The sequence below is a fragment of the Streptobacillus ratti genome, from assembly GCF_001891165.1.
In the GTDB taxonomy this organism is placed as follows: Bacteria; Fusobacteriota; Fusobacteriia; order Fusobacteriales; family Leptotrichiaceae; genus Streptobacillus; species Streptobacillus ratti.
In genome coordinates, this window is the sequence record NZ_LKKW01000143.1 from 1 (window position 1) to 210 (window position 210).

Annotated in this window: 1 protein-coding gene; it reads left to right on the plus strand. The window is 49.5% G+C overall.

What is annotated here, in order from left to right; genetic code table 11:
• The coding region (locus tag BT993_RS07155; RefSeq protein WP_208600537.1) for a hypothetical protein at window positions 1-183 on the plus strand (183 nt) is incomplete at its 5' end.
• Window positions 184-210 lie beyond the last annotated feature (27 nt).

The following is a 210-nucleotide window of genomic DNA, read 5'->3' on the forward strand; positions in this document are numbered from 1 at the left end:
AACGAAATCACCGTGGCTGCTTTTCTTGCGCAACAAATCCGCTTTACGGATATCGCCGCGTTGAATTTATCCGTACTGGAAAAAATGGATATGCGCGAACCACAATGTGTGGATGATGTGTTATCTGTTGATGCGAACGCGCGTGAAGTCGCCAGAAAAGAGGTGATGCGTCTCGCAAGCTGAGGATAATCCGGCTACAGAGAGTCGCGC